Below are 21,569 nucleotides of genomic sequence, written 5' to 3'. Positions count from 1 at the left end.
CTTTTTGCACGTCTTTTTTTCAGCCAACGCTTATAAAATTTCTTACCAAAATATAATAGTATCGCCTTTTTCAAATCTTGAACTTTTAATAATTTTTCATTTTGTCCTTACGCTTACGTAATTGACCTTCTAGCTCCTTAACGGATTCATTAATTGAATCTTCATAATTTTCATTACTGGCCTCTGCAAAAATTCTAGGGCCTGGTAAGCTTAGACGTATGTTACAAATCTTACCTGTTTGATCGGACGAAGTATTTTCCTCTTTGAAAAATACATCCGCTCTTATTATATCACTAAATTTTTCATGTAGTTTATTTAATTTATCCTCTACATAACCTTCTAAACGTTTGCTTGCGCTTACATTATCATACTCATAAATAATATCCATAGTATATTTTATTTATCAACATTTATCATCCAACCTATACCGAATCTATCGGTACATCTACCGAAGAAGCCCCATTCACGTTCTCTAAACTCATGATGAACCTGGCCACCACCTGATAAATCTTTAAACATTTGGCGTCCTTCATCAATATCATCCATATCTATACTCATATTGATTTGATTACCATTATTCAATGGTGTATCAGGAGCGGAATCATAGGCCATAAAATGAACACCCTTTCCTTTCAATTCTGCGTGTTGTAGTTTTTGTCTATAAGAAGAAGGAACATCGATTTCCTTGTCTTCATAGGTCTGTCTGTTTTTCACATCGGCATTAAATAAGTTTGCGTAAAAATTAAGAGCCTCTTGACAATTGCCATTGAAGGCCAAATATGCTTGTATTTTCATAAATTGTTTTTGTTTTTTACAAGTTACCTTTATCTCAAGGCAATGCTTATCCGTATGGATTCATTTTTTAACGCATATCACAATCGGCAGCTTTTGCGCGGCAGCATTTGCAACAATACCTATATTTTAGACCTTTTCTTAAGTGTTTTAAAATCAAAAAGCTCCCAAACCCGAACGGTTTTGACAAAAACTGTTTATAGAATAGATTTAATTGAACCCTTAGAGTTAAAAATTAATTTCATAACTTCATAACGTTCAATTTAATAACAGCAAAAATGGCAGAATTTAATATAAAGGTTAATGGGAATACCGAACAAGTAGACGTAGATCCATCTACTCCAATGCTTTGGGTTTTGAGGGACCACTTAAAATTGGTAGGTACAAAATATGGATGCGGTATTGCGCAATGTGGTGCCTGCACCGTGCATCTTGGAGATAATGCGGTACGATCTTGCCAACTTCCTGTCTCGGGCGTAGGCGAACAAGGCATCACTACCATTGAGGGCCTTTCAGAAAACGGAGATCACCCAGTGCAAAAAGCGTGGTTAGAAGAAGATGTATACCAATGCGGTTACTGCCAAGCGGGCCAGATTATGAACGCCAGTGCCTTTTTGAAAAAGAATCCTAATCCGTCAGACGAGGACATTGAAAATGCAATGAACGGAAATATCTGCCGTTGCGGTACCTATACCCGTATTAAAAAAGCGATTAAAAATGCGGCCAGTACGCAAAGCGCATAAGGCCCGCTTTAGAACAAAGCTTTTTGAAATAACCTTTAATTTAAATATAAGAAAATGACACTCATAAAAACATCATATAACAGACGTTCCTTCTTAAAAAGCAGTACGCTCGCGGGTGGGGGAATGCTCTTAGGGTTTAGCTGGTTGGCCTCCTGCAAACCCACTCCAGAACAGGTAAGCAACATGCCAAAGGAATGGTTCGATATTAACGGATTCCTAAAAATTAGTGATAATGGTATCGTTACAATAATGTCTCCCAATCCTGAAATCGGACAGAATGTTAAAACTTCGATGCCCATGATCGTCGCAGAGGAATTGGACATAGATTGGAACAATGTAATCGTAGAACAAGCTCCTCTAAATACCGATATCTTTCAACGACAATTGGCAGGTGGCAGTCAATCGATCCGTGCCGGATGGGAAGGTCTTCGTATGGCCGGGGCAACTGCAAGACATATGTTGATTGCCGCAGCTTCAGAAGCTTGGCAAGTACCTGCATCAGAAATTACAACTGAGGCCGGAATGATATATCATAAGACTTCCGGTAAATCTGCTGGTTATGGTGAAATGGCTTCTGCGGCTTCTAAGCTTGAAATCCCAGAAGAAGTTTCCCTAAAAGAAACATCTAATTTTACCATTGTAGGAACGGACAGAAAAAATGTGGACGGTCCTAAATTGGTGACTGGAAAACCCCTATTCGGACTAGATCTTCAAGCAGAAGGAATGCTCATTGCCATGATCGTTCATCCGCCTGCATTTGGCTACACCTATAAATCTATGGATGCCGAATCAGTAAAATCTATGCCTGGTATTAAAGATGTGTTTGAAATTGATGTGTACCCTGAGGGAATAGAAAAACAATGGTCAGATGGGGGCGGTATAAATAAATTAGTCGCTGTGGTGGGAGAAAGTACTTGGCAATGTATGCAAGCTAAAAAAGCTTTAAAAGTGGAATGGGAAAAAACCTCCCCCTTAGAAAATACATCATGGCATGAAGAGGCGTTGACCAAATTGCTAAATACTTCTTCAAAAGAACCTGCACGAAAAGACGGTGATGTCGATAGCGCATTTAAAAATGCCGCCCAAATAGTTGAACGAACATATAGCGCTCCCTTTTTAGCACATAATACCATGGAGCCCATGAACTTTTTTGCCGATGTGACCGCAGAAAAAGCAGTTCTGAACGGACCGATACAAACCCCTGAATTTTTGGAAAAGACCATAGCTTCAAGATTGGACATGCTCGTTGAAAAAATAGATATTCAGATGACCCGAATGGGTGGTGGTTTTGGTAGACGTTTATATGGACATTTTGGGGTAGAGGCCGCTGTAATTTCGCAGAAAATGCAAGCTCCTATTAAATTGGTTTATTCTCGCGAAGACGATATGACCCAAGGTACCTATCGCCCAACCTATATGGTTAAATATAAAGCTGGTCTGGATAAGGACGGAAAGTTGATCGCCTGGCATGTTAAAGGTGCTGGTTCTAACGATGATTTGATTTTTGAAGATCGGTTTCCCGCAGGTGCGGTCGATAATTATTTAGCTGAAAAATTTAGTTTGGAGACGAATGTAACGACCGGAGCTTGGAGAGCACCCCGTTCAAATTTTGTGGCAGGGGCTGAACAAGCTTTTATAGACGAAGTAGCCGAGACCGCGGGAAAAGACCCGATAGAATTTAGACTTGAATTGTTCGATAGAGCGATTAATGATCCTGTTGGGGATCCTGAAAAGAACGATTATAACCCCAAGCGGTATGCCAATGTATTGAAGTTGGTGAAAGAAAAATCAGGCTGGGACGGCAATCAAAAAGATGGAGCTGCCAGAGGTGTTTCTTCCTATTATTGTCACAATTCATATGTTGCCCAAGTCTTAGACCTTTCAAAGGATACAAATCCTCCTAAGGTTGAAAAAGTGTGGTGTGCTGTAGATTGTGGGATCGTTATAAATCCGTTGGCGGCAAAAAATCAAATCGAAGGTGGGATCATTGACGGTATCGGGCATGCGACCTATAGTGAAATGACCTTTAAAGATGGACAACCACAACAATCCAATTTTGATACCTACCGCTTAATACGGCATAAAGAAGCCCCAAAGGAAATTGAAAGCTATTTCGTTGATAATGGAATAGACCCTACTGGTTTGGGAGAACCTTCATTACCCCCAATTATGGGCGCTTTAGCCAATGCATTATATAGGGCAACCGGTCGTAGACATTATAGGCAGCCCTTTATTACAGAAAAACCGGTAGTTGGATAAATAAAAAATAATGTAAGATGTCATAAAAAACCTGAACTTGATACTTCAGGTTTTTTTTAGTACGATATCGTTTAGATTTTAAATTTCAATATTGCCCTAGCGTAACTCCTAGAATCATTATCTATCGTAAAAATCTTGTTGTGATTGCCATCTTTCAATTTATTACTAATTACAAAATTATAAGCGGCCCTTAAATCTAATTGCAAGTGCTCCGTAAAATGATACTCATATTGTAGGCCTCCATCGATTAAAGACATATTGATTATTTCAGCCCGATCCGATCCATTGACCAAGACTCCGTTTTGGATATTGGACGTAAATCCATCCAACTGGGCGAAAAGTTTTAAACGTTGTTTATCTGTAATGAAATATTGCAAGTTCGATTTTGGAATTCCTAAATTATAGGACCAATCGGGCCTGAATTTCTTATAATAACTTATAAACGGCAACGGAAAAACGTACCCCCTATTTTGTGAGTAGGTTAACCCTAAAATTAAGCGTGCTGTATGACCTACCTCACTTTTGTATTCTTTAATAAAAACTAAGTCTCCCGAAAAAACGATATCATCGGCTTTTAAATATTTTGCGGTATGGTTCGTACTTATACCGGGTTGGAACCTTACACCCAAACGCCAACCGTTCTTCAAAGGTTTTGTATAACCAAAAGAGAGGTCTAATAATTGAAAATCATTGAGTTTATCTCTGTCAAAAGGCAGATTCTCATTCCTAAAACGCAAATGAATATTGCTATAATCAAAGCCCACGAATAAATAAGTACCTTCCCCTTTTAACCGAATAGGATAATTGATCAATCCCCTAAAACGGGAATATTCTACATTAGAATTTTTATTAGGGATATACGTAAAATCTATGCGTGCCAAATCACTTAGTTGAGCATTTACCGTTAAAGAGAAAATAAAAATTATAAAACATATTCCTTTAAACAATGAACGCCTGATTACCATGTATAGAGTTTAGAATTAGGTAAAAGAAGAACGGAAAATTGAACTAGGTTATTTGATTTATTCCAAAAAAATACGCGCTCGAATAAAAACATTTATTTTGGCGCGTATCTTAAAACCATATATTTCTTGCACTACAATAACGAATTTTAATCCATCACAAATTTTATGCCTGCTGTTATGATACCTGAACTAAAAGTAGTATTTCGGTCATATTTATAATATTTAAGGTCGATGCTTTTTAACCCAAACTTCCAAACACGGGCGGAAGTAAAGATATCGGTATACGAGACACCCATCCCAAATTGATTGGCCGAATATTCCGATAAATCATAGTCTGAGGTATAGAATGTATCAGTCGACAATGCCATTTCATACGGATTAAAATAATCTGCCGCAGTTTGTTGGTAGTACCTATACGAAGGATAAATGGTGAACTTACCAGTTAGCTTAATCGGAACTTCAATACTCGCCGTATGGGAACTAATACCCCAATCATCTGAATAATACCTATAAAACGTTCGAACGACAAAGGTTTCATTAAGGTACCAATTTAATCGGCCACCGACCGCTATTTTAAATCGGCTATACGGAAGTTGTTCTATGGCATCCGCCAATTGAAAATTCTCAATGAACGAGTCAGCTACATCCCCAAAATAGACCCGTTGAAACGGGGTAGAAAGTAAGCCTTGCTGTTGCACAAAATCTAGCGCTAAAGAACCTTGTAGGTTTTTACTCAATATTTGCGAAAACCCGAACCCGACCGAATAGGAATTTCTAGTCTCATCTGTAAATTTGTTGAATGTGGGATTATAATTCGTATTTCCGGTAATGGTCCTACCCGAGAAAAAACCGTTAGCCAATCCATTACCTCCAGTAGCAAATGACCTTAATTCATACGGATAAATGGGCTTCCATTTGTCTAAATACACATTGGCGTTGACACTGACTTCTGTATTTTTTTCATTGAACAGTTTTGTGAGTCCGCCACCAAACCCTAAAGAAAAATAATCATATTCAGATGATACCGATAATTTTCCGGAAACAATCGTATTGCGATCATCAGAACTATGGCTATAGGAACCCGTTAAATTCGTCCAAACATCTGATTGAGATGCACCTGAACTGGCTACAAAAGGGTCTCCAGGTTTGCCACCATCAAAAGGATCAATATTGCTTGAAGAAGCAGACGTATATGCAGAAACACCTGCATCAATCGTAAGAACATCATCATCGTTCAAAGGTATGGAAACCACAAATGTGCCTGTAACATCTGTTAGATCCTCAGTTCCAATACCACCACTTACGGCGGCATTATCTCCTGACTGACTGTAATAACTCGTCAAAAAATCAACTTCTGTAGTCTCTAACACCCGTTTTTTATAGGTCTGAACAGAATCTTTGCTTTGTTGGGCATAACTTGTCGTAAACAAGAACAATGCTATTGTAAAGCCTAATGTTTTAATTATTTTCATTTTTTAAGGTTGTTCCTTTTGATCACTAATTACAGCCGCAGCCACCACCCGTTTTACCTCCGTTTGCACCTACCGCGGCTTCCCTATACGAATGCATCGTAATTACATTACGATCGCATTTCTTGTCCTGTAGAACCATGTCGGGATCGTTGATGTTTACTTTTTCATATTCCTTCACAACTGTACAGCTCCCAAAAGAGCATGCTATAACGGCCATTAATAACAACTTTTTAATCATGGTCTTTCTATTTGGATATTTTTAGATTTTGTAATATTTCCTTTATCATCAATAATAATACATTCTACTTTTGGCAATTGTTCAATCCTGTTCAAACCTACTTCTTTTCCCATTACAAAAACCGATGTAGCCAAGGCATCTGCCAATTCAGCTTTTGGAGCAAAAACAGTTACACTGATAATGCCTGTAGCTGGATAACCGGTACGTGGGTCGATGATGTGGGTATAGCGAACATTGTTGAAGTTAACATATTTCTCATAGTTTCCTGAGGTTACCACTGCCCCATCGGTAATTGGTAACAAGGCAAAGACCTTGTTCTTGTCCATTGGATTCGTTATGGCCACTTTCCACTCCTTACCATCAGGTTGTCTTCCCCAAGTGTTCATATCACCTGAAGCATTGATAATTCCTGAAACTACACCTTTCGATATTAATAAATCTTTGGCACGATCCGCAGCATAACCTTTTCCAATAGCCCCAAAGCCTATTTTCATACCATCAAGTTTCAAGAAAACGGTGCTATTTTCTTTATCTAAAACGATATTATGAAAACCAACCTTGGACACAGAATTCTGTATGGATTCTTTGGATGGCATTTCTTTCATAGAGCCGTCGAACTTCCAAATCTTATCCATGGAAGCATAACTGATATCAAAGGCACCATCGGTGAGGTTAGAAATTCCAATCGCCCTTTGTATAAGATTGTATAATTCAGCATCGACCTTAACCGGCTCTATTCCTGCATTTCTATTGATTTCGGAAGTTTGTGAATTTTCATCCCAAGATGATATTAATCGCTCTATCCTAGAAATCTCATTGACCGCCAAGTCGATATACCCATTGGCCTCAAGAGAATCTTTGGCTACGACCGTTATATCGAACCTGCTTCCCATTAATTTTAGGGTACGCTTATACGGCTGCTGGCCAAACAGAAAACCAACGGCTAAAAAAGCCAAGATGGTAAAGGCTTTCTTCAACTTATTTTGCGAATGCATCCAATTCTTTTATATACTCTTTAGGGGGCAATTTTTTATAACTGGTTTCACCCAAAACCTTACCTGTTTGGTCCATGACCACTACGAAGGGAAAGACTCCGTTCCTATTATATTTTTCTGCCAACGCTTTGTTCTTGTCTGTTTGTTCCTGTGAAAGAGCATTGCTTTTTCTTCTAGGAAAATCTGCTTGTAACATTACGTAATGATCTTTGGCATAGGACTTAAATTCGTCGGTGCTCCAAACATCACGATCCAATTTGATACAAGGCGCGCACCAATCAGATCCTTGAAATACAAGAACTATGGGCACATTTTTTTCATTGGCCATATGCTTGGCTTTCGTAAAATCTGTTTGCCAATCTTGAGCAATAGCACCGTGCATACCTAAAAACGCAACTAAAACTATTAAAATATACTTCTTCATTTTTTTCACTTTATTTAAAACTTCGATTCACTATTAGTCAACCACTATACAGGAACCTTTCTTTCGAAGACAATCCTTAATGAAAATACAGCATGATCAGTGGACTACTCCCCTATCAAGCTAAACGCACCTTTTACCAAAAATTGTGTCCCGGGCTTAAATATAGAGGTATTTTCCAAAGCTGTTCGATCCTCATAACTACCATTGGTTTTTACTTTCATCTCCTTGAAATAGTAACTATTATCTTTTTTTTCGTCCAACACCAACACGAAAGACTGGTCATCTACAACACCGATCGCAGCGGTAGGCAATGAGGCTTGATTAGAAGTATCTGTAATAATCATAGCCTCTACGAACATACCGGTCAAGAAATTCGATTCCTTTTCATTCTCTAAATGAGCATGTACTTTAATGGTCCTGTTCTCATCAATTGAAGTACCGACCAAATGGACTTCGGCCTTAAAAGATTTAGAGGAAGCTTCGGGTATTCTGAATAGCACCTGTTGTCCCTTTTTCACCTTCATAATATCTTTCTCAAAAACCGATAATTCTAAATGGATATGATTATTGTCAACAATTTCCATAATAGAGGTAGCAGGAGAAACAAAAGAGCCCTTGGAAACATGTACTTTTGTGATACTGCCACTTATAGGAGCAAAAATAGAGGCAACCGAACTAATAGTGCCCTGTTCAACTTCTTCCGTTGAAATATTGAGCATGGTCAATTGCTTACGAAGTCCGTTATACTTTGCTACCGCCGTTTTATAATCACTCTCGGCCTTTAAATAACTTTTTCGGGAAGATATATTCTCGGCAACCATAGTTTGTTGGCGTTCAAATTCCGCCTTTAAATAACTCAATTGACCCGTTACCTCCATATATTGTTGCTGCAGGGTAACAAATTCTGGATTCTCAATAGTGACCAATAATTGACCTTTACTTACTTTATCACCTATCAACAATGGCGTACGTTTAATATAGCCGCCCATGGTAGCACTTACTACAGCTCTGTTCTCTGGCGGAACGTCTATCATGCCCGTTACATTCACCACCAATGGAAATGATTTCTCCCTAATCACGTCCAATTCCATTTTGCTTTGTTCAAACTGTGCTTGGGAGATTTGTATACGTTCATCTGTCTGAGCTGCCAAATTTTCATTTTCTGCTATTTTTTGTTCCGCATCCCCACAGCTCCAAAAAGTGATACTAATAACTAGGATGCCAATTTTGTATATAATTCTTTGCATAACGCAATATTTATAAGGTTAAGAAATTAATTTCGATGGCGATTTTATTGTATTGTTTGAGCTTATCCAGATATCCCACTTTTATTCCATAGGCACTTTCTAAACTTTGAATGTATTGATAGAAATCAATTTCACCATTTTTAAAACTTATATAAGCTGTTTTTAAAATTTCATCGGAAAGCTCGGCTCCTTCGTTTTCATAATAATTTAAGGAGTTTTGAATTTGAGACAGTTGTTGTGCCAGAACCTGCTGTTTTGCTTTTAATTGAATTTCATATTCGACCGACTCGGCCAATGCCCTGTCGTTTGCAATTTTTGCTGCCTTTATCCTAGAAGCCTGTCCGCTGAATAAGAGGGGTATTTTCAGACCCAATTGGTACCCAAATAAATTGTTGTTGAGCCCAGAATTTGTTCCCTGAAAATAGGTGAGACTTAAATCTGGCCATAATTGTTGTTTTTCAAATCCACTTTCCGCGGCCATTAACCGCATATTGTTTTCATAGTAGGTAACTTCAGGAGTATTCTCGATTTTCAATCGATTTAAATCGACCTTAAAGGACAATTCATCTGCAATAACCAGACTATCCCCTATTTGGACCGTTTTCATTAAATTACTGTGAGCAGTGGCTACCTCTTGCGTTGCCTGCCTATAATCAAGATTTATTTTGCGTTGTTTCGAAGCGGCCGTAATCTTTTCAAGGTAATTGGTCTCACCTAGTTCAAATTTTCGGGCAGCAACTGCCGCGAAGTCGGTATATAAACTATCTAGCTTTTTATAAACCTTTACTTTTTCACGGGCAATTTGGTAGTCGTAATAACCCATTGTCACACTTCTTTCAAGTGCTTTCCTTTGAATATCATACCCACTTTGCACCATTGCCGTTCGCGCTTTATTCACTCGTTTCTCAGAAAAATAAGCGGTGGGAAATCTAAAATCCTGTTGAACACCAAATACCTTTAACGGTAAATTATTTGTCGCCAAGTTATTCTGGTCGTACTCATAATATACATGTGTCTTATTAAAATTAAACGCACTACCAATCAAAGCTTTCGACTGTTCTAAATTTAATTCTCCAGCCTTTAAACCCATATTATGCTCTATAGCTAAAGGAATAAGTTCATTTAAATTTTTAGTTATTTTTTCTTGAGCGGACATTCCCGAAGCACATAAAAAAACCAGTACGCCCAGGCCTTTTTTCATTGAGGTTTTAGATACCATTTTTTTTAACTTAAAGTCACCATCGAAAATGGAATAGAGCACGGGTAAAACAACTAGAGTTAATATGGTCGCCGTGAATAAGCCTCCGATCACCACGGTTGCCAAAGGTCGTTGTACTTCTGCACCGGCATTGGTCGAAATGGCCATGGGAAGAAAACCCAGTGCCGCGGCAGATGCTGTCAGTAAGACTGCCCGTAAGCGGTCTTTTGTCCCCTGTTTGATTAAATCTTCCAAGCTATCAAAAGAATGGTTTTTCAATTCCTTAAAATGCTCTATTAAAACGATGCCATTGAGCACTGCAATTCCAAAAAGGGCAATAAATCCAACCCCAGCGGAAATACTGAACGGTAATCCACGAAACCATAGTAGCAGTACACCGCCGACCGCAGCCAAGGGTATGGCCGAATAAATCATTAATGCCTCTTTAACTGAATTAAAGGCAAAATATAAAAGTATAAAAATGAGAATCAGTGCGATAGGCACAGCTATCACAAGACGGTCTCGCGCACTTTGTAGGTTTTCAAATTGCCCCCCATAGGTGATGGAATAACCGATTGGTAGTTTTATGTTATCGTTCACTAATTTCTGCACATCATCGACAACAGATTGTAAGTCCCGATTACGTACGTTAACACCTACAACAATGCGTCTTCGGGTATTGTCTCTAGATATTTTGGCGGCACCCTTTTTATACGTAATATCTGCCAATTCACTTAATGGAACTTTACCTCCCCTGGGCAAATCAACATATAAATTTTTAAGATTATCAATATCCTGACGCTTGTTTTTATCTAAACGGACAACCAAATCAAATCGCTTTTCACCTTCAAAAACACTGCCCGCCGTTTTACCGGCGAAACCCATGGAAACCATATCGTTCAATTCTTGAATATTGAGTCCGTACCGTGCAATTTTTGCGCGATTATAGTTGACGCTCATTTCAGGTAGACCTACAATCTTTTCAACGGATATGTCAGCGGCCCCTGGAACATTTTTGATTAGTGTGCTTATCTCGTTTCCTTTTTTAGCAAGAATATCCAAATCTTGACCAAATATTTTAATCGCAATATCTGCCCGTACTCCTGTAATAAGTTCATTAAATCGCATTTCTATAGGTTGGGTAAACTCCACTTCCATCCCAGGGATTACCGCTAAGGCTTCCTTAAATTTATCCGCCAACTCATCCTTACTTTCTGCACTGGTCCATTCGCCTTTTGGTTTAAGTACGATCATAACGTCGCTCTCTTCCATCGACATAGGATCCGTAGGAACTTCGGCCGCTCCGATCCGTGTGACCACCTGTTTTACTTCCGGAAAGTTAGAAAGCAATATTTTCTCAATTTCAGTGGTGATTTCAACCGTACTGCTTAAAGATGTACCTGTCTTTAATACGGGCTGAATTACAAAGTCACCTTCATCTAATGTAGGTACGAACTCTCCTCCCATGTTTGTATACAGAAAAATTGAAACGGCAAGAAGTATGGTGGCTATTCCTAATACCAATTTCTTACTCTGCAAGGCCCAATGAATAATTGGATCGTACCTCTTGTTCAACCATTTCATGATACGTACAGAAATATTACGATCAGACTCTTTTGCTGGTTTTAGAACTAATGTTGCCGCAACCGGTACATAGGTAAAGCACAAAATCATAGCACCAATCAAGGCAAAACTAAATGTAAGTGCCATAGGTTTGAACATCTTTCCTTCTACTCCACTCAATGACAAAATAGGAATGAAAACGATGAGAATGATCAACTGCCCAAAAATCGCAGAGTTCATCATTTTTGAAGCCCCTTTAAAGGTGATATTGTCTTTCAACGCCTGCCCTTCTGCTTTGGTCAACGCATTTATCTCCTCTTGTTTTCTTGTAATTTCAAAGGCTATGAATTCCACGATGATTACGGCGCCATCTATGATAATGCCAAAATCGATAGCCCCCAAACTCATTAAATTAGCATCTACCCCAAAAATGTACATCAAGGATAATGCAAATAAAAGACATAGGGGAATTACCGATGCCACTACAAGACCTGACCTAAAATTGCCTAGAAGCAAAACCACTACAAAAATAACGATCAAGCAACCCAAAACCAGATTCTCGGTCACCGTAAAGGTGGTCTTGGCAATAAGCTCACTGCGGTCTAAAAAGGGATTTATATAAACCCCAACCGGCAATGATTTTGAAATTTCCGCTACCCTTTCCTTAACGGCCTCGATTACCTTTTTAGAATTGGCATTTTTGAGCATCATCACTTGCCCCAATACCTTTTCGCCTTCACCATTGCCGGTTATGGCACCAAAACGTATAGCGCCCCCAAAACCTACCGTAGCCACATCATTGATATAAATCGGATTGCCAGTATCATTTTTAACCACGATATTACGAATATCCTCGAGTGAGGAAACCAAACCTTCTCCCCGAATGAAAAAGGCTTGGTTCACCTTTTCTATATATCCTCCGCCAGAAACACTATTGTTGCTTTCCAAAGCTTGGAAAACATCGCTTGCCGTAATGTTCATGGCATTGAGCTTCTCTGTATTGATGGCAACCTCGTATTGTTTTAGAAAACCACCCCAAGTATTGACCTCGACCACCCCGGGAATACCCGATAATTGTCGTCTTACGATCCAGTCCTGTATCGTTCTTAAATCTGTTGCATTGTATTTATCCTTATACTCGGGTTTTACTTCAAGTACATATTGATAGATTTCACCTAGACCCGTCGTAATCGGTCCCATCTCAGGAGTACCAAATCCCTGCGGTATTTTTTCTGTGGCCGATTTTATTTTTTCTGCAATGAGTTGTCTGGGTAAATATGTCCCCATATCATCTTCAAAAACAATGGTTACTACCGAAAGTCCAAATTTAGAGACCGAACGAATTTCCTTTACGCCTGGTAGATTTGCCATTTCCAGTTCAACAGGATACGTAATGAACTGCTCCATATCCTGGGTTGAGAGATTTCGGGAAGTCGTAATAACCTGAACCTGATTGTTCGTAACATCAGGTACGGCACCAATGGGTATTTGTGATAGGGAATATAACCCATATCCCATGATAAAGCATGTAAATAAGATAACAATAAATTTGTTCCTTATACTGAAATTAATAATGTGTGATAGCATTTTTTCATAATAAATCAATGTTAAACGCCCTAAATCAATAGTATGAGATAGGTCTAAAAATTAAAAGTAGATTATATTATGAAAGGCGTGGTGGTTGCAAAATACCTTCTGAGTGTAATGAAGATGAAGGTGCTTGATAATGGAAAATAGGAGTTTTATAATCCAAATCTTCCCATTGCTTTAACTCCGAGTTAAATGTATTGGGCACAAAAGCTGTAACGGATGTAATATGACAATGATGATTAAAAGGTAATTTTTCGTGATCTTCCTTTTCCTCTTGATGTTGCTTTTGATGATCCGCTTTTAGCTCACCATAATGTTTAGAAAGAAATACAATCACATCATCCCCATACTGTTCATTGTGAAATTGGGCGTGCTCAATCAATTCATCCAACTGAACAAGGTCATCATAATGTATTCCTAAACTTTGTAGCAGGATAACAAACGACAGAAGAATGGAAAATAATTTATTCACGATGGTAAATCTAAGGAAATAACAAAAAGTAGAGAAATAATTTTCAAGAATCTTCTGTAATGTTTAATACTGGCTATTAATCTTTTGGTATCAAATATATCTTTTTACATGCTTTTGATCCATGGCTTTGAAAAAAAATCAATAGAATTTCTTTAAATCCATAAAATGGAGGTAGTTTTTATTTCAAACATCGATTCAATACAAATCTTAAATTTTAACAAAAAACCTGATGAATTTTAACATTTGAGCCCAAACCTTGCTAAAAATGTTCCGTAAGTAATTGTAGAAATGTAATCTAAAATATAAGCATCATGAAAAAGAAAATTATCAAAATTGATTCTAAGAACAACGTTAAGGACCGTCGAAGGTTCCTAAAAATCAGTGGATTGGGGGTAGTTGGCGCCGGATTGTTTATCGCATGTAGTAACGACGACGACAGTATGATGGAACCTATGCCCCCCTCAAATGGTATATTCGATTTGGGATCGGGTGATTTAGGTGTTTTAAATTATGCTTATGCATTAGAACAACTTGAAGCGGACTTCTATACCAAGGTCGTAAATTCATTTTACGCGAATATCTCTGATGAAGAACGTTTGGTACTTACAGACCTTTACAATCATGAAGTAAACCACCGTGATTTCTTCAAAGCCGCTATTACAGCAGCCGTAGGAGCGAATACCGAATTGGTTTTACCTACATTGGAATTCGATTATGGAAACCTAGATTTCAGCAATAGAGATCAAGTACTAGGAACTGCCAAAATTTTGGAAGATACAGGAGTGGCTGCTTATAATGGTGCGGGTAAATTACTTAAAAACGCCGATTATTTATTATTAGCGGGTAAAATTGTTTCTGTTGAAGCAAGACATGCTTCTGCTATCCGTACGTTAATCAATCCAGGTTCTGCTGATTTTGCAGGAGATGACACTGTTGATGTTATGACAGGCCTTGATGCAGCTTTAGACCCTTCAGACATCCTTGCGGCAGTTGGTGCAACCGGATTCATAACTACACAATTCACAGCAAACAACTTACCTTAATCATTAACCTAAAAAAATACAATTATGAATATTATAAAATTTTTAGATGAATTTACCACCGACAATCTTTTGGAAGGTAAATCTTCAAGACGCGATATATTTGGAACCTTGGGTTCATTGTCGAAAAAAGCGGCTCTAGCTGCGGTTCCTTTTGGCTTGGCCACAATGCCGACAAAAACGTACGCACAATCTATGACTGCTGATCCTGTTGGTGCATTGCAATTAGCGCTAACCTTAGAATATTTAGAAGATGAGTTCTATGATCTTGCCCTACAATCCGGCGTTTTGCCAACAGGCAGACCAGAGACGGTTTACATGCAAATTTCGAAACACGAACAGGCCCACGTTGATTTTCTGATCGCAGGTTTGGAAGGTGCTGGTGTAACCCCTGTTGAAAAACCAACGTTTGACTTTACAGTTAACGGCATGTTCGATCCATTTAATGATAACGGCATTGGACAAGATACTGCCTACGCACAACTACTAGCACTGGCGCAAGCTTTTGAAGACACAGGTGTTAGAGCGTATAAAGGTCAAGCAGGGAATCTTTTAGGCTCACCGTTTTTAACGGCAGCATTGCAGATACATTCTGTAGAAGCAAGACACGCATCAGAGATAAGGCGACTAAGAGGTTTAAAAGGGTGGATTACCAACAATGAAAGGGGAATCGGAATGCCAGAAGCTACCCAAGCTGTCTACGAGGGTGAAGAAAATGTCACTCAGGGTGGTGTTGATGTTACTACGCTAGGTTCTGGAAGTCCATTTAGTATGGGAGCTTCTACCGAAGCTTATGACGAACCATTATCGGGTGATGACGCCGTTGCCATCGCTAGTTTATTTATCGTCGATTAAGGATAAAATAGATTTAAAAAAAAGGGAGGGTTCCAAATTTGGAATCTTCCCTTTTTAATTTATGGAATGTAAGGATAAGGATAACTTATAAAGCCAGATCACCTGATAATTGTTTCAGGATAATTTCGGATAATTTTGCCTGAAATTTTGCATTACTTAAACGGACTTTTGCATTGATATAATTAAGCTGTGCCGTTCTAAACTCTATAGTAGGAATTATTCCAATTCTATATTTATCAACGGTTATATCCAAATTTTCTTTGGCGATGGCCTCATTGTTACCTTCCAATTCAATTAAACTTATATTGGTTAAATAAGTTTGGTAGGTAGTCCTCAGCATGGATAACAACTCCTGTTCTTGAGCTTTTATTGAAACTTGGGCATTTTCCAATTCCAACTTTCCTATTTTCTCATTCCTGTTTTGGTTGAATCCGTCAAAAAGATTCAAACTTGCCCCAAAACCGTAATTGAATCCTCGTGAATTAGAACTGGTCGTAAACCCTAAACTTGATTCTGACTGACCAAAATTATAACCCGTAGTTGCAAAAACTGTAGGATATCTTGCCGCCTTTATCTGTTTTAACTCTAATTCGCTAATTCGTTTCCCTATTCTTTCAACGTTCAATTGTGGATTATTGTTCATTACTAATGATTCAAGCTCTGATAAGCTTAAACTTTCATCAACAAAAATTTCAGGAATTACCTGAAAATCCATTTTTAAATCACGTGCCAACTGGCGGTTCAGGTCTGTCTTAGTGTTCGCATAAGACTCCTTTTGACGTTGCATAAGTGTTTCATCCGTATTTAAATCGACCTTTGCATTCAAGACCTCCAGCTTAGAAGATTTACCGATGGAAAAACGGTTCTGGGCCAAGTCTACCCTTTGTTTAGAAATCAAAATAGTGCTATCTAAAGCAGAAAGCTGCTGCTGTTGCTGCACCAGATCATAGTATGTTATCAATACTTCACCTACAGAAGTAAGTATGACTTGTTTTAGTTCTGCCTCTCCAAGTTTTTGAGTCTCCTTTAACTGATCATAGTTAGCGAACATGCGTAACCCATCGAAAAGGGTCCAATCCATGGCAACACCATAGGCCAAACTATTGTTTTTGGCATTATCACGTGTTATTTTAGTACCATCAGAACGTATTTGAGATAGATATTGAATACTATTATTATCTGAAATAGTAGCTTCTAAACTAGGTAACATGCCTGCATAACCAGGACTTACCGAAATAGAATCAATCCTTAGATTATTGGACTCCGTAATAATTTGATAATTGTTTTCAATAGCTGTCTTTACCGCATCTTGAACGGTAAGCACTTCTTGACCAAAACAATTGAATGCAATTAGAAATAAATAAGGGAATATAAATTTACTATACTTCATTTTAAGAAATTTCAAGCGCTTTAAATTCTGGTCTTTCTACTTTCTCCCTTGACCATAACATGTAAAGTGCCGGAATTACAAATAAAGTCAATAACAAAGAAAACATGGTGCCACCAATGATCACGACCCCCATACCTATTCTACTGGTAGATGCAGCTCCCAACGATAGGGCTATGGGTAACGCGCCTAAAGCAATGGTCAAACTTGTCATTAAAATCGGCCTCAACCTCGATTCAGATGCTTTTAAGATCGCATCGCGCTTCCCTAAGCCTTGCTCTCTGAGTTGATTGGCAAATTCAACGATCAAGATACCGTTCTTGGTCACCAATCCAATCAACATGATGGTACCGATTTGGCTGAAGATATTCCAAGATTGACCGAATAACCAAAGAGACAATAATGCCCCGGCTACGGCCATAGGAACGGTCAAAATAATTATAAACGGGTCTATAAAACTTTCAAACTGCGCCGCCAATATTAAGAATATCAATAGCAACGCAAGGCCGAATGCGAATAAAGTATTCGATCCACTTTCCACAAAATCCCTTGATTCTCCACCTAAATCTGTCGTGAAAGAATCATCCAACACTTTATCCTTGATACGTTCCATTGCCTCTATACCATCATTGATGGTTTTTCCGGGTGCTAAGTTCGCAGAAACAGTAGCCGACATGTAACGGTTATTGTGATATAATTGGGGCGGACTACTATGCTCGGATGTTTGCACAAGGTTATCCAATTGGATCAATAGTCCATCCTTATTCTTTACGAAAATAGAAGTAAGGTCCATAGGAGCGTTTCTATCTTCTTTATCGAACTGACCAATAACTTGATATTGTTTCCCGTTCATTAAAAAATACCCAAACCGCTGACCGCTAAGAGATAACTGAAGTGTTTGGGCAACATCGATTACCGATACTCCTAAGCTTTCAGCCTTTTCACGATCTATAGTTACATAAATTTCAGGTTTGTCGAATTTTAAATTTACATCTACAAACGAAAAGGTTTCGTCCTTCTCCGCTTCAGCCATGAATGCGGGAATACTTTCTTCTAATTTTTGAAAATTTTGGGCCTGAATGATAAATTGAATGGGCGGGCCTCCCCTTCTGTTCACTGAAATGGTAGGTCGTTCAGATACATTTGATTTTCCACCCACGTAGGCTTTGGCCCATCGTCCCAAATCTTCCGCGATTTCATGTTGGGTTCGCTCCCGTTCACTAGGATCCACCAAAGCAACATTGGCCCTACCACTGTTTACTGAAGAAGCTCCAAATCCTGGTGAGGTCAGCACAAGACTTACCTTTTTTTCTGGAATCGAATCGTTGATCAAATCGGTAATATCGGTCATCAATCGGTCCATATATTCATACGAAGAACCTTCTGGCGCACTTACATTTAAACGAACAAAACTTCGATCATCATATGGCGCAGTCTCCTTGGGAATAAGTGTGTAAAAAAGAGCTATCAAACCTAAACATCCAAAAAGAATGGGGAAACTCAACCACTTCCGTTTCATAAACACCCTGAGCGAATCAGCATAGGAATGGTTCATTTTCAAGAAATACTTTTCTGTAAAATGATAAAATTTTGATTGCTTCTGTTTACCCGGTTTAATTAAATACGCATTCAACATTGGAGTCAAAGAAAGCGATACGAATGCAGACACCAGCACGGCTGCGCCCAATACTACTCCAAATTCCCTAAAGAGCCTTCCCACGAAACCTTCCAAGAAAATAACCGGAAGAAACACGGCCGCTAAGGTTACAGAAATAGAAATTACCGCAAAGAATATTTCGTTCGAACCTTTAATAGCAGCCTCAATGGGGCTCATACCCTCCTCAACTTTTTTGTAAATATTTTCGGTAACCACAATTCCATCATCTACCACTAAACCAGTTGCCAGCACAATGGCCAAAAGGGTAAGAACGTTGATAGAATACCCGAACATCCACATGATAAAAAACGTAGCGATCAAAGAAACCGGAATATCGATCAAAGGCCTTAAAGCCATAGACCAATTTCTAAAGAAAACGAAAATCACTAGAATTACCAATACAATTGAAATCAGCAATGTTTCGGCCACCTCGGTAACGGCCCGCCGCACGAAAACGGTATCATCGATAACAATGTTGAGTTTGAACCCTTCTGGTAGGTCTTCTTTTAATTTTTCATATTCGGTATAAAATGCGTCGGCTATTTCGAGATAATTGGTTCCTGGTTGCGGAATGACCGCTGTTGCGACCATAGGCTGACCAGAATCGCTCATTTTGGTTTCCATGTTCTCCCCTTCTAAGGAAGCATTTCCAATATCACTGAGGCGGACCAATTTTTCACCATCGGCCATAATTATAATATTATTGAACTGCTCTTCGGTATTAAGGTTCCCGATGGTTTTCACCGTCAATTCGGTATTTTCGCCCGTTAATTTCCCTGATGGAAGTTCCACATTCTGGGCCAATAAGGCAGAACGGACATCTGCCACCGTTAACCCATAGGAAGCCAATTTAAGTGGGTCGATCCATAACCGCATCGCATATCTACGTTGCCCCCAAATTTGAACACTACTCACACCAGGGATCGTTTCTATGCGTTGGGCAATGACATTTTCGGCATAGTCTGATAATTCTAAGATATTCTTACCATCGCTTTGCACGGTCATGGACAGAATTCGCTCTGCATCGGCATCAGATTTAGAAACTACAGGCGGTGCATCCAAATCATCCGGTAGACTCCGAACGGCCTGCGACACCTTGTCCCGGACGTCATTAGCGGCATCCTCTAAATTTTTATCTAAATTGAACTCAATATTAATTGAGCTTGAACCCTGTACACTGGAGGACGTAATATTTCGTATCCCATCAATCGAATTAATAGCTTTCTCTAAAGGTTCAGTGATCTGAGATTCAATGATATCAGCATTCGCACCTGAATAATTAGTACGCACAGACACTTGAGCTGGATCAATTGAAGGAAACTCGCGCACCCCAAGATAGGTATACCCGATAATTCCGAATAAAATTATGGTGAGGTTCATTACTATCGTTAGAACCGGTCTTTTTATACTTAAGGTGGATAAATTCATTATTCGGCAGACATAATTACTGGTTGCTCAAATTCAACTTTAACCGGTGTACCGTTCTTTAGTGACATCACGCCGTATGTCAAAACAGTATCTCCTGCTTTTAGGCCCGATATGACCCGCACTTCGTTTCCTGTACGTGCGCCTATTTCTACATCTATTTCCTTAGCCTTTCCTTGCTCGGCTATAAAAATGCGTTTACCATTCTGAACAGGTATCAGTGCTTCTGAAGGAACCATTAAGGCATCATCAATACTCTCTAATGGTAATATCACATTCGCATACGTACCCGGGTACAATTTACCGTCTGCGTTTTCAGCAATCGCCCTCATTTTTAAGGTCCTTGTTGCAATCTCCACTTCTGGTTCGATAGCATATATTTTTGCCTCATGTTCTTTTTTTGAATCGGAAGTTGTGAAGGTTAGACTAGAACCTATTGAAACTTGGGAAGTATATTTTTCGGGTATGGAAAATGTGATTTTCAATTGATTGGTATTCACCAATTTGGCAATGGTCGTAAGCGGGGTGACATAGGTGCCTTTTGAAATAGAACGTAATCCTATTGTTCCTGAAAACGGAGCCCGCACCACTGTTTTCTCAAGTTGGGCCTGAATGAGTTCAGATTCTGCACTCGCCGACTGAAAATCTGCACTAGCGATTTCATACTCCTCTTGACTAATCGCTTGTTTTTCCAACAAAAGTTTAGCCCTTCGCTCATTCTCAGAGGCCAATTTTTTTGCGGTTCGTACTTTCGATAATTGTGCTTGCAATTCAATATCGTTCACTTTGAACAAGACCTGCCCCCGAGCAACCGTGCTGCCCTCCTTAAAGTTTATACTCTCCACTATACCAGAAACTTCACTGCGAATTTCTATCTGTTCATTAGCTTCTAAGGTACCCGACAACGATATGTTGTCGTTAAATCTTTGAGGGTGTAAAATGAGGCCTTTTACCGTTGTGGGCTTAACTACTCCTCCAGAAGGTCTTTCAGCACCTATTTCACTATTTACATTAATGCGATAAAAAACCAATGCAACAATTCCTATAATCAGTAAACTATAGATAATGTATTTTATTTTCATAGGGTTTAAGGGAAGAAAATTGGTTGGTAAAATTTGTTAACTCTAACAAATCTAACCCTTATCAGCTATTTTATAAAAACCTTATGTTTTATTTAACAACAGTTTTAACTCTTTTAAAATCAAGAAGAAAAAACCACTTTTAACGCATATTATTTGGTGTAATAA

General features: G+C 38.8%; 17 protein-coding genes. 4 read left to right on the top strand and 13 right to left on the bottom strand.

All coding sequences use genetic code 11. The features are described 5' to 3' along the window. Window positions 1-85: 85 nt before the first annotated feature. Together hpf and ACNR9Q_RS12055 are read right to left on the bottom strand one after the other, a co-directional pair. Complete coding sequence (gene hpf, locus ACNR9Q_RS12060; RefSeq protein WP_419211471.1) at window positions 86-388, bottom strand: ribosome hibernation-promoting factor, HPF/YfiA family; 303 nt, start codon at window positions 386-388, stop codon at window positions 86-88. A gap of 8 nt (window positions 389-396) precedes the next feature. Then, a complete protein-coding gene (locus ACNR9Q_RS12055; protein ID WP_419211470.1) occupies window positions 397-795 on the bottom strand; it encodes a VOC family protein in 399 nt (132 codons plus the stop codon). Between the two features lie 275 nt (window positions 796-1,070). Here ACNR9Q_RS12055 and ACNR9Q_RS12050 point away from each other — a divergent pair, with 275 nt between their 5' ends. Continuing rightward, window positions 1,071-1,535, top strand: a complete 465-nt coding sequence (locus ACNR9Q_RS12050) for a (2Fe-2S)-binding protein (RefSeq protein WP_419211469.1) — start codon at window positions 1,071-1,073, stop codon at window positions 1,533-1,535. Between the two features lie 54 nt (window positions 1,536-1,589). Further along, window positions 1,590-3,794 carry a molybdopterin cofactor-binding domain-containing protein gene (locus ACNR9Q_RS12045; protein ID WP_419211468.1) on the top strand — a complete coding sequence of 735 codons (2,205 nt, stop codon included), beginning with the start codon at window positions 1,590-1,592 and terminating at the stop codon, window positions 3,792-3,794. Window positions 3,795-3,865: 71 nt separating this feature from the next. On the opposite strand, the gene ACNR9Q_RS12040 is transcribed toward ACNR9Q_RS12045, so the two are convergent. From ACNR9Q_RS12040 to ACNR9Q_RS12005, 8 genes are all read right to left on the bottom strand, one after another. Further along, complete coding sequence (locus ACNR9Q_RS12040; RefSeq protein WP_419211467.1) at window positions 3,866-4,675, bottom strand: DUF6268 family outer membrane beta-barrel protein; 810 nt, start codon at window positions 4,673-4,675, stop codon at window positions 3,866-3,868. 230 nt (window positions 4,676-4,905) lie between these two features. Next, a complete protein-coding gene (locus tag ACNR9Q_RS12035; protein WP_419211466.1) occupies window positions 4,906-6,231 on the bottom strand; it encodes a DUF3570 domain-containing protein in 1,326 nt (441 codons plus the stop codon). 25 nt (window positions 6,232-6,256) lie between these two features. After that, entirely contained in the window at window positions 6,257-6,469 is a 213-nt protein-coding gene (locus ACNR9Q_RS12030) for a DUF4266 domain-containing protein (protein WP_419211465.1), read from the bottom strand. Then, window positions 6,466-7,464, bottom strand: coding sequence for an FAD:protein FMN transferase (locus ACNR9Q_RS12025; RefSeq protein WP_419211464.1), 999 nt, complete (start codon window positions 7,462-7,464; stop codon window positions 6,466-6,468). The genes ACNR9Q_RS12030 and ACNR9Q_RS12025 overlap by 4 nt, the downstream gene beginning before the upstream one ends. Then, complete coding sequence (locus ACNR9Q_RS12020; protein ID WP_419211463.1) at window positions 7,448-7,888, bottom strand: thioredoxin family protein; 441 nt, start codon at window positions 7,886-7,888, stop codon at window positions 7,448-7,450. Before ACNR9Q_RS12020 ends, ACNR9Q_RS12025 begins: the two co-directional genes overlap by 17 nt. Window positions 7,889-7,992: 104 nt before the next feature. Next, window positions 7,993-9,135 carry an efflux RND transporter periplasmic adaptor subunit gene (locus ACNR9Q_RS12015; protein WP_419211462.1) on the bottom strand — a complete coding sequence of 381 codons (1,143 nt, stop codon included), beginning with the start codon at window positions 9,133-9,135 and terminating at the stop codon, window positions 7,993-7,995. Window positions 9,136-9,145: 10 nt separating this feature from the next. Then, window positions 9,146-13,483 carry a CusA/CzcA family heavy metal efflux RND transporter gene (locus ACNR9Q_RS12010; RefSeq protein ID WP_419211461.1) on the bottom strand — a complete coding sequence of 1,446 codons (4,338 nt, stop codon included), beginning with the start codon at window positions 13,481-13,483 and terminating at the stop codon, window positions 9,146-9,148. A 76-nt stretch (window positions 13,484-13,559) separates the two neighbouring features. Then, window positions 13,560-13,958: a hypothetical protein gene (locus ACNR9Q_RS12005; RefSeq protein ID WP_419211460.1), complete on the bottom strand. Its 399-nt coding sequence runs from the start codon at window positions 13,956-13,958 to the stop codon at window positions 13,560-13,562. Window positions 13,959-14,269: 311 nt separating this feature from the next. On the opposite strand from ACNR9Q_RS12005, the gene ACNR9Q_RS12000 reads away from it, so the two are divergent. Both ACNR9Q_RS12000 and ACNR9Q_RS11995 read left to right on the top strand, forming a co-directional pair. Further along, the gene (locus tag ACNR9Q_RS12000) at window positions 14,270-15,001 is read left to right on the top strand and encodes a ferritin-like domain-containing protein (RefSeq protein WP_419211459.1); all 732 of its coding nucleotides are present in this window, start codon (window positions 14,270-14,272) and stop codon (window positions 14,999-15,001) included. Window positions 15,002-15,025: 24 nt separating this feature from the next. Next, window positions 15,026-15,853, top strand: a complete 828-nt coding sequence (locus ACNR9Q_RS11995) for a ferritin-like domain-containing protein (protein ID WP_419211458.1) — start codon at window positions 15,026-15,028, stop codon at window positions 15,851-15,853. A gap of 85 nt (window positions 15,854-15,938) precedes the next feature. Here ACNR9Q_RS11995 and ACNR9Q_RS11990 read toward each other — a convergent pair whose 3' ends face one another. Genes ACNR9Q_RS11990 through ACNR9Q_RS11980 form a run of 3 tightly spaced genes read right to left on the bottom strand, consistent with a single transcriptional unit; the run spans window position 15,939 to window position 21,404 of the window. Next, a complete protein-coding gene (locus ACNR9Q_RS11990; RefSeq protein ID WP_419211457.1) occupies window positions 15,939-17,243 on the bottom strand; it encodes a TolC family protein in 1,305 nt (434 codons plus the stop codon). 1 nt (window position 17,244) lies between these two features. Next, window positions 17,245-20,325, bottom strand: coding sequence for an efflux RND transporter permease subunit (locus tag ACNR9Q_RS11985; protein ID WP_419211456.1), 3,081 nt, complete (start codon window positions 20,323-20,325; stop codon window positions 17,245-17,247). Then, window positions 20,325-21,404, bottom strand: a complete 1,080-nt coding sequence (locus tag ACNR9Q_RS11980; RefSeq protein WP_419211455.1) for an efflux RND transporter periplasmic adaptor subunit — start codon at window positions 21,402-21,404, stop codon at window positions 20,325-20,327. The genes ACNR9Q_RS11985 and ACNR9Q_RS11980 overlap by 1 nt, the downstream gene beginning before the upstream one ends. Window positions 21,405-21,569: the final 165 nt, after the last annotated feature.

The organism is Maribacter sp. X9, from assembly GCF_048537565.1.
Lineage (GTDB): Bacteria > Bacteroidota > Bacteroidia > Flavobacteriales > Flavobacteriaceae > Maribacter.
This window is presented reverse-complemented; position numbering and strand designations above follow the sequence as displayed.

Bases quoted from the DNA above. Each gene is read 5' to 3' on its own strand.
- hpf (WP_419211471.1), bottom strand. From the start codon at position 388: ATGGATATTATTTATGAGTATGATAATGTAAGCGCAAGCAAACGTTTA.
- ACNR9Q_RS12055 (WP_419211470.1), bottom strand. From the start codon at position 795: ATGAAAATACAAGCATATTTGGCCTTCAATGGCAATTGTCAAGAGGCT.
- ACNR9Q_RS12050 (WP_419211469.1), top strand. From the start codon at position 1,071: ATGGCAGAATTTAATATAAAGGTTAATGGGAATACCGAACAAGTAGAC.
- ACNR9Q_RS12045 (WP_419211468.1), top strand. From the start codon at position 1,590: ATGACACTCATAAAAACATCATATAACAGACGTTCCTTCTTAAAAAGC.
- ACNR9Q_RS12035 (WP_419211466.1), bottom strand. From the start codon at position 6,231: ATGAAAATAATTAAAACATTAGGCTTTACAATAGCATTGTTCTTGTTT.
- ACNR9Q_RS12030 (WP_419211465.1), bottom strand. From the start codon at position 6,469: ATGATTAAAAAGTTGTTATTAATGGCCGTTATAGCATGCTCTTTTGGG.
- ACNR9Q_RS12025 (WP_419211464.1), bottom strand. From the start codon at position 7,464: ATGCATTCGCAAAATAAGTTGAAGAAAGCCTTTACCATCTTGGCTTTT.
- ACNR9Q_RS12020 (WP_419211463.1), bottom strand. From the start codon at position 7,888: ATGAAGAAGTATATTTTAATAGTTTTAGTTGCGTTTTTAGGTATGCAC.
- ACNR9Q_RS12015 (WP_419211462.1), bottom strand. From the start codon at position 9,135: ATGCAAAGAATTATATACAAAATTGGCATCCTAGTTATTAGTATCACT.
- ACNR9Q_RS12010 (WP_419211461.1), bottom strand. From the start codon at position 13,483: ATGCTATCACACATTATTAATTTCAGTATAAGGAACAAATTTATTGTT.
- ACNR9Q_RS12000 (WP_419211459.1), top strand. From the start codon at position 14,270: ATGAAAAAGAAAATTATCAAAATTGATTCTAAGAACAACGTTAAGGAC.
- ACNR9Q_RS11995 (WP_419211458.1), top strand. From the start codon at position 15,026: ATGAATATTATAAAATTTTTAGATGAATTTACCACCGACAATCTTTTG.
- ACNR9Q_RS11990 (WP_419211457.1), bottom strand. From the start codon at position 17,243: ATGAAGTATAGTAAATTTATATTCCCTTATTTATTTCTAATTGCATTC.
- ACNR9Q_RS11985 (WP_419211456.1), bottom strand. From the start codon at position 20,325: ATGAATTTATCCACCTTAAGTATAAAAAGACCGGTTCTAACGATAGTA.
- ACNR9Q_RS11980 (WP_419211455.1), bottom strand. From the start codon at position 21,404: ATGAAAATAAAATACATTATCTATAGTTTACTGATTATAGGAATTGTT.